Raw genomic sequence first — 231 nt, 5'->3', positions numbered from 1 at the left:
GGCAAGATCGCATCGCAACGCAGCAACCGCCTGATCAGCCTGGCTTCGGGCGTCGCCCTGTTGCTGATCGCAGCGGGCGGCCTGCTTTACAACCTCAAGGAACTGGCGGCCTGAGCCAGCAACAACGCGAAGGAGTGCCCATGAGATCGACCGACACCAGCACGCCTGTCCCGGGCCCTCCTTCGCCGCTGCAACAGGACTACCAGCGCTTTCTGTTACTAGGCAACCACC

1 pseudogene is annotated in these 231 nt (G+C 63.2%); it reads left to right on the top strand.

The window, feature by feature from the left end:
- Positions 1–114: pseudogene (locus tag SB756_RS35980) on the top strand (LysE family translocator); the annotation flags it as partial.
- Positions 115–231: the final 117 nt, after the last annotated feature.

It is taken from the genome of Pseudomonas sp. SIMBA_068 (assembly GCF_046534705.1).
Lineage (GTDB): Bacteria > Pseudomonadota > Gammaproteobacteria > Pseudomonadales > Pseudomonadaceae > Aquipseudomonas > Aquipseudomonas putida.
Note: the sequence above shows the minus strand (reverse complement) of the source record. Positions and strands in the feature narration are given on the sequence as shown.